Below are 8012 nucleotides of genomic sequence, written 5' to 3'. Positions count from 1 at the left end.
CCAACAGGGCCAACTGGACCAAGAGGTGAAAGAGGAATAGCAGGACAGACCGGAGCAACCGGACCTACAGGACCATGCTGCACTGGACCAACAGGACCAACCGGACCAAGAGGTGAAAGAGGAATAGCAGGACAGACCGGAGCAACCGGGCCAACAGGACCATGCTGCACAGGGCCAACAGGGCCAACCGGACCAAGAGGTGAAAGAGGAATGACAGGACAAACAGGAGCAACCGGACCAACCGGACCATGCTGTATCGGACCAACAGGGCCAACAGGACCGTGCTGTACAGGGCCAACAGGACCAACTGGACCAACAGGGCCATCAGGATCAGTAGGACAAAGTTGTTGCGATTATTGTTGCAGAAGAACAGAAGATTTCTTACAAGGAGTTATAGATTATCTTGCAACTGCCCCAATGGGAACTTCTCTCAGAGTAGATATATTTGTTAGGGGTGGTAGTGGTAATAATAGAATAGCAAATGTAACTTTGAGAGGTACAGACGTTATTGATAGGGGAATTTTAATTACAGATTGCACTGAATTGGTGCCAAATACCTGTAGGGCAATACCTATATGCAATATAACTGAAATTATTTTCCCAAGGAATATAGTAACTATAAATGAGGAGCCGCCTAGAGGTGGAATCAGAATAAATGTTCCGTTCTCACCACCACCACAAGGTTGTGAATATTTAGATGAAATTAGAGTAAGATTACAATATGCTGACGCTAATAATACACCATTAACTATAAAATTTTATAATTTTGATAGAAATGGTTCTCAAGTGATTTCTGCAGTAGATGGAATAGCAACCTTTACTAATAGTGGTCAAGGTAATTGTGGTACAGTTTTTGCACCATATTGTTTTATAAACTTTTTTAGACCTACAAACAGAATAAATTAGCCAAGTAAGGATATATGTTAAAATAAAAGGTAATAAAGTAGTTACAAATTAATTTAATAGCTAAATAACAATTTATATAGGATACCCTTGAATGGGTATCCTTAATTGCACTATGAGGTGATATTGTATGATTTCAATTAGCTTGTGTATGATAACTAAAAATGAAGAGAAATGTATTGATAACTGTCTAAAATCAGTTTGTGATATTGTTGATGAGTTAATCATTGTGGATACAGGTTCTACAGATAGCACTATTGAAATAGTAAAAAAGTATTCAGATAAAGTTTATAATTTTCAGTGGATAAATGATTTTTCAGCTGCAAGGAATTACTCATTCAGTTTGGCAACTAAAGAATATATTTTATGGCTAGATTCAGATGATATTTTATCAGAGGAAGACAGGTTAAAACTTTTAGAATTAAAAGATAGTTTAGATAAATCTGTAGACTTTGTGGGGATGATGTATGATTATTCCTTTGATGATACCGGTAAATGTACCTATTCCTTTAGAAGAAATAGGTTAGTTAAGAATTTTAAAGGGTTTTATTGGGATTGTTTTATGCATGAGAGATTGAATGTTTGGGGGAATTGGAAAGACTATAATATTCATATTACTCATACAAGAAAACATGACAATAATGAAAGAAACATTGAAAATTTCAGAAAGAAAATGTTAGAAAATTACTATTTAAATCCTCGTGAAACTTACTACTATGGCGGAGAGTTATATGCTGGTGGGTATTATGATGATGCAATAAGAGTTTTAGAGGATTTTCTTACAAGAGATTATGATGATAATTATGATAAGGTTAATGCCTTAACTAGATTAGCAGATTGTTATAGTGTTAAAGGTGAATATAATAAAGCTATTGACAGTTGTATTAAAAGTTTTAAATATGAAATTCCTAGAGCAGAGATATGTTATAAGCTTGCATCTTACTTTCAGCATTTAAAAAGATATAATGAAGCTATCTTTTGGTTTAAAACAACGTTAAGCTTAAAATCATCTACCGATGGAAACTTAATGGTTGTTGATGATGGTTGGATAGATTATCTACCCCATCAACAATTATGCTGTTGCTACTATGAAATAGGTGATATTGAGAGTTCTAATAAACACAATGAGTTAGCTGCTAGATTCATTCCAAATAACCCCTATGTAATTCAGAATAGAAAATTATTTAATTCCTTAGGTTATAATTTGAAAAGTTAACCTATAAAACATGAGGTTTGATATAGTTTTATAAGTTAGTATATTTAAAATGTTTCTAGTTCTTAGTTATTGAAACATGAATTTGCAAGGAGATTAAGATGATTACTATAAGTCTTTGTATGATTGTAAAAGATGAGGAAATGAATATAAATAACTGTTTAAATTCAGTGTGTGACCTTGTAGAGGAAATAATAATAGTTGATACTGGATCAACTGATAAAACAAAAGAAGTAGTTAGAAAATATACAGATAAGATATATGATTTTCAATGGATTAATGATTTTTCAGCAGCAAGAAACTATTCTTTTAGCTTGGCAACTAAAGAATATATTTTATGGTTAGATGCAGATGATGTTTTCCTAGAAATAGATAGGAATAAGCTTAAAGAATTGAAAAACAAATTAGATGAAAATACTGATTATGTAAGCATGATTTATGATATTGCATTTAATCAGGAAGGAACATGTATTTTATCAACCATAAGGGAGAGATTGATAAAAAATTTTAAAGGGTTCTACTGGGATTGTTTCATGCATGAAAGGCTTAACTTGTGGGGGAATCAAGAATTTGTAGATATTCATATTACCCATAGGAAGAATCATCATGAAAATAAACGTAACTTAGAAAACTTTCAAAAAAAACTAAAGGATAAGTATTTTTTAAATCCAAGGGAAATTTATTTTTACGGTGCAGAACTATATTTAGGAAGATATTATGATGAGGCTATAAGGGTGTTGGAGGATTTTTTAAGGCAAGATTATGAAAACAACTTTGAGAGGGCAAATGGACTAAGGATGTTAAGTGAATGCTATGAAAATAAAAATAATTATGAGAAGGCTTTAGATTGTTGTTTTAGAATGTTTTTATATGAAACACCAAAAGAAGATACTCTTTATAAAATAGGGTATTATTTTCAATGTAATAAAAAAATAAGTGAAGCTATATTTTGGTATAACATGGTTTTGGATAGGTATACATCTATAAGTAACACAAATTTACAGCAGACTAATTGGATAAACTATCTACCACATCAGCAACTAGTAATGTGCTATTATCAACTTGGAGATATTGAAAGTGCGTATTCGCATAATGAATTGGCAGCAAAATATTTACCGAAAGATCCATCAATACTTTATAATAGAGAATTTTTTAGAGAGCAATTAAAAAATAGGAAGTGTTAGCATATGATTACCCTTAGCTTATGTCTAATTGTTAAAAATGAAGAAAAAGTTTTAAAAAACTGTCTTCAGTCAGTTTACGACATTGTAAATGAAATAATTATAGTAGATACTGGGTCTATAGATGGAACTATAAATATAGCAAAAGAATTCACTGATAAGATCTATAATTTCAAATGGATAGATGATTTTTCAGCCGCAAGAAACTACTCTTTTAGTAAGGCAACTTCCGATTATATTTTCTGGTTAGATGCAGATGATATTTTGAAAGAGGAAGATAGAATGAAACTTAAACTGTTAAAAGAAAACTTGGATTTTTCTTGCGATGCAGTTTCCATGATATATAATTATGCCTTTAATGAAGTTGGAAAACCAACGTTAACTTTTAGAAGAAATAGAATTGTGAAAAGAGAAAAAAGTTTTAGATGGATCGGATTTATACATGAGTATATCGCTGTTGAAGGAAAGATATTTGAAAGTGATATAAGTGTATCCCATATGAGAACTCATAGTAGTAGTGACAGAAATATAAATATCTTCCGGAATAAAATAAAGGAGGGATATATACTAAATTCTAGAGACACCTATTATTATGGAAAAGAACTCTATTATAATAATTTATATGATGATGCTGTTGATGTACTAAATAAAGTTATAAATATGGATGGATGGTACGAAGAAAAAATTCAAGCACTAATATGTATTGCAGATATTTATTTATATAGAAAGTTATATGGTAAATCAAGAGAAGTTTGTTACAAAACCTTTGAATTTGATACTCCAAGGGCAGAAGTTCTTTATAGAATGGCCTTAAGCTATCAAGAAGAGGAAAGATATTTACAGGCTATAAGTTGGTATGAAGTTATAACGCACATTGAAAAGCCAAAAAGCGATTATGGATTTATCTATGATGAATATTGGACGTGGTTACCACATCTTCAGCTTTGCGTATGTTATTACAAGGTTAACCAGATAGAAAAATCCTTTAAGCACAATGAACTAGCATATAAATTTAATCCTTTTAATAAAAGCATATTAGATAATTTTGAGTTCTTTAAAAGTTTAGGTATTAGCAGCAATTTATAATGTTAAATAATAAGCTACTAACTATTATAAAGCCCTCCTTTACTAGGATGCACTTTGTATTTAGTTAGTGGCTTACTTATTATAATTTTGTGTTAAGCCTTATGACATTGTAGTTAATAAGAAAAAAATAGGTATCTAAATAGTCATTATGTGCTAAATCTATTTAATGAGAATAGCATTTAGACAAAATATTATTGTAAAAACGACGTTTTACTTAGTGTATTAATAATTTAAACTTACAGATTAATGGTTTAGTTCAAGGTGAAATTAAAAGTTTTTAAAAGTAGAAAGAATTTTAGTAATTAGTTTATAATATATAATAACTTGTTTATAGATAAAACATATAAGTTCTAAGCTATTAATTAAAGTTAGTGACACTAAAGTTATTTTTAATATGAATTATTGTTGAAGCTTTAGTTAGCTATGTTAAAAGGAGGAATAGTAGTGAGTTACAAGCCTGAAATTGATAAAAAGATACCTGAAAATTTAAAAACAGCTACTTTAGCAGTAGGATGATTTTGGACACCTGAGGCCAAGTTTGGCATTGTGGATGGGATATATAGAACCAGGGTTGGTTACTGTGGAGGTATAGAAGATAACCCTACTTATAGGAATATTAAGGACTATACAGAAACCTTTGAATTTGACTATGATGAAAAAAGAATAACCTATGAGGATATAATTAGAACGTTTTGGTATAGTCATACTGCTGAAAGCAAAAGTGGTAAAACTCAATATAAATCAATAATATTTTATAGAAATCATGAGGAAAGAATAATAGCTGAAGTGAGTAAAAAAGAGTTTGAAATGGAATTAGGGAGAGCAGTTAATACGGAAATAAGACCTATTAGTAGATTCTATTTAGCAGAAAACTATCATCAAAAGTTCTTTTTACAAAAGGTAGAAACAATTAGAAGAGATTTTATTGAAATATATCCTGATATTAAGGACTTTATTAATTCTACTGCAGCCATGAAGGTAAATTCATATTGTAAAGGGAATGGAACCATTGAAATGTTAAGTAAAGAAATTAGGAAATTCAATCTTACTGATAAGGGAATGAAAGCATTGATAGATATTGTGGAAGGATATGGAAGGTAATTTTTGGTTATTCTAATGTATATATTATAAATTTTAATAGATAATTAACTATCTATTGACACTCCCATAGGGTGTGATATTATATTATTGTATTATTCCTTTATTTAACTTTAGAAAAGATAATAAAGATTGTTTTTATTCACATACTAATGAGTGTTGTAAAGATAATACAAATTAACAGTAAAGAGAGGTACTATTTATGTCAGTTGTTAAAATAAGTGAAAATGCAGCTAAACTATTTAAACAGTTTTTAGTTGATAATGAAGTAACTGCAGATGTTATAAGATTACATTTCGCAGGTATGGGCTGAGGCGGTCCAGCATTTAATCTTGTTCTGGATGAACAAAAAGCAGAAGATAATACAGAAGTAATTGATGGCCTAACTTTTTTAGTTGATAAGAAAGTTACAGAGCAATTCGGAACTCTTGAAATTCTTTCAGGAGAAGAAAATGGTAGAGGTGGCTTCTCTATAGAACCAGAGAAAAAAGCAGAAGGCGGCTGTTCAACTTGTAGTAGTTGTGGCTAAACAATATTTGAGACCTTTAGGGCTAACCTAAAGGTCTTTACTTTTAAATAGATAATTGCATAAATTTAAGGTTCATAATATATAATAAAGTTGGAAATAGTTTGAAAAAAATTATATATCTAAATTGTAGTGAATTAGAAATTAAATGTATTTACAAATAGACTATAAAATAAAAAAAGATTGCAATAATTAATTAAGTTAATAGCATGGGCGAAGTACTTTTAGAACAATGTGTTACCGCACACAAATAATGTATGCGGTAAGTAAAGATAAGCATAGCAACTTGTCTGCTAAAGTCGTTGTATATCTAGTTTAATTACAAGTTTGATATGTTGTTTATCAAAAGTACATTACGAACTAAATCTAAGGTTGTATTGTAGTGCAATAATAAGTTAGAATGAGTAAATGTCAGAAAACTCAACTTTTAGCTTTTCAACATAATCTTGATTTAGACTATTAGCATTTGACCTTTCAGGTGAAGTATAATTAATACTATCATCACAAGGAAGTTCTATAAAAAATTCTGTGCCTTTGCCAACTTCACTTTCTACCCATATGGAGCCATTATGAGTAGTTACTATTGACTTTACAAGTGATAGCCCAATACCACTGCCTTGACTTTGATGATTTTTACTTCCAAGTTGTTTGTATCTTTCAAAAACTTTACTAATCATTTCCTTGGGTATTCCTATACCTGTATCTTTTACTTTGATCAAAATTTTTTCTGATGAACTTTCAGTAATTGTTACGTATATAGTTCCATTTGGCTGAGTAAATTTAAGTGAATTGGAAATAAGATTTAAAATAATTCTTTCAATTTTATCAGGATCACAATATACATATTTCTCTTCTATATCTGTGTCAAATATAATATTTAAATTTTTATATTCTGCATAAGGTACCACCGAAAGTGTTATATCCTCAACAACACTCACTATATTATGTTTTTCAAAAGTAGACTCGATAAAATTAGATTCAGATTTTGAAATATCAATTATATTACCTATTAATCTCAATAATCTATAACAATTTTGTTGAATAGTAGTAAAATAACTACTGATTTTATCACTATTTTCAGCTGAATGCTCAAAATCATAGTTTAGTTTTATTAATTGAATTGCCCCTAACATAATATTTAATGGAGTTCTAAGCTCATGAGATAGTGATGAAAAGAAATCTGTTTTACAAGCATTTAAATGTTCTAGCCTTTCTGTTAACTTTTTCTGTTCATCTAGTTGTTGTTGCAATTGCAAATACAATAAATTATTTTGAATGGCTAAACCTATATGCTCTCCTATGGTTTCTATATATTCAATTAAATCAATAGAAAACATACCTTCTTTCAAATCGCTTAAATGTATAAGACCAACTATTTTACCTCTAGCTTTAATTGGAATGATAGCTATAGATTTAAACTTATGCTTTGAACATGTGCCTCTACGGTTAGGTACGATTTCTTTTAACTTAGAGTTTTTAGCTACAAGTAAAGAATTACTAGTCCAAAAACTTCCTTTAGATGTAAAAAAGTCGCAATTAGCATCAAAATTTCCTTCAAGAATATTTCCACAAACACATTCTAAAATGTAACCATTTTTATTTTTACAATATATTTTGTTACCTGTATCATCTTTTTTAAATAAATCATTTTCAGATTGGATAAACTCGTCAGAAAACCCTTCATAAACAAAAAAAGGGTATTGGCCATTATCATTTAGCCTTATACCAACATTTTTGCAATTTGTTAAAGTGGCAATACTTTTAATAATTAATTTTAATGTATCTTCTAAATTAACAAAGTTATTCAATTCTGAACATATAATTTTAGTTGTTCGTTCTCTCTCAAGTAGTAGTTGTAGATTACTTTTATATGAATACATAATAAAATCCCCCATTTAAAACAAATTTTGAACTGTAGACTAGGCTATAAAAGTTTAATTAATATGTATACAACGATTGCTTAAGAAATTATTGTTAAAAAAGAATTGTGTTATTGCACTACTTA

General features: G+C 29.6%; 5 protein-coding genes and 2 pseudogenes. 6 read left to right on the top strand and 1 reads right to left on the bottom strand.

The features are described 5' to 3' along the window. The 6 genes and pseudogenes from C661_RS24445 to C661_RS24575 form a co-directional block, all read left to right on the top strand. Nucleotides 1-906, top strand: a pseudogene (locus C661_RS24445) (collagen-like protein); the annotation flags it as partial. A 127-nt stretch (nt 907-1033) separates the two neighbouring features. Further along, complete coding sequence (locus tag C661_RS0115090) at nt 1034-2119, top strand: tetratricopeptide repeat-containing glycosyltransferase family 2 protein (RefSeq protein WP_017416181.1); 1086 nt, start codon at nt 1034-1036, stop codon at nt 2117-2119. 98 nt (nt 2120-2217) lie between these two features. Next, complete coding sequence (locus C661_RS0115085) at nt 2218-3300, top strand: glycosyltransferase (protein ID WP_017416180.1); 1083 nt, start codon at nt 2218-2220, stop codon at nt 3298-3300. A gap of 3 nt (nt 3301-3303) precedes the next feature. Further along, nucleotides 3304-4383 carry a glycosyltransferase family 2 protein gene (locus C661_RS0115080; RefSeq protein ID WP_017416179.1) on the top strand — a complete coding sequence of 360 codons (1080 nt, stop codon included), beginning with the start codon at nt 3304-3306 and terminating at the stop codon, nt 4381-4383. 528 nt (nt 4384-4911) lie between these two features. Then, nucleotides 4912-5484, top strand: a pseudogene (locus C661_RS0115070) (peptide-methionine (S)-S-oxide reductase); the annotation flags it as partial. A 199-nt stretch (nt 5485-5683) separates the two neighbouring features. Next, nucleotides 5684-5794, top strand: a complete 111-nt coding sequence (locus C661_RS24575) for a hypothetical protein (RefSeq protein WP_017416176.1) — start codon at nt 5684-5686, stop codon at nt 5792-5794. Between the two features lie 608 nt (nt 5795-6402). On the opposite strand, the gene C661_RS23210 is transcribed toward C661_RS24575, so the two are convergent. Beyond that, on the bottom strand, nt 6403-7887 hold the full coding sequence (locus C661_RS23210; protein ID WP_017416175.1) for a sensor histidine kinase: 1485 nt from the start codon (nt 7885-7887) through the stop codon (nt 6403-6405). Nucleotides 7888-8012: the final 125 nt, after the last annotated feature.

The organism is Clostridium tunisiense TJ (assembly GCF_000300195.1).
GTDB classification, from domain to species: Bacteria; Bacillota; Clostridia; order Clostridiales; family Clostridiaceae; genus Clostridium_J; species Clostridium_J tunisiense.
Note: the sequence above shows the minus strand (reverse complement) of the source record. Positions and strands in the feature narration are given on the sequence as shown.

Excerpts from the sequence above, each read along its gene's own strand:
- C661_RS0115090 (WP_017416181.1), top strand. The coding sequence starts at position 1,034 with ATGATTTCAATTAGCTTGTGTATGATAACTAAAAATGAAGAGAAATGT.
- C661_RS0115080 (WP_017416179.1), top strand. The coding sequence starts at position 3,304 with ATGATTACCCTTAGCTTATGTCTAATTGTTAAAAATGAAGAAAAAGTT.
- C661_RS23210 (WP_017416175.1), bottom strand. The coding sequence starts at position 7,887 with ATGTATTCATATAAAAGTAATCTACAACTACTACTTGAGAGAGAACGA.
- C661_RS24575 (WP_017416176.1), top strand. The coding sequence starts at position 5,684 with ATGTCAGTTGTTAAAATAAGTGAAAATGCAGCTAAACTATTTAAACAG.
- C661_RS0115085 (WP_017416180.1), top strand. The coding sequence starts at position 2,218 with ATGATTACTATAAGTCTTTGTATGATTGTAAAAGATGAGGAAATGAAT.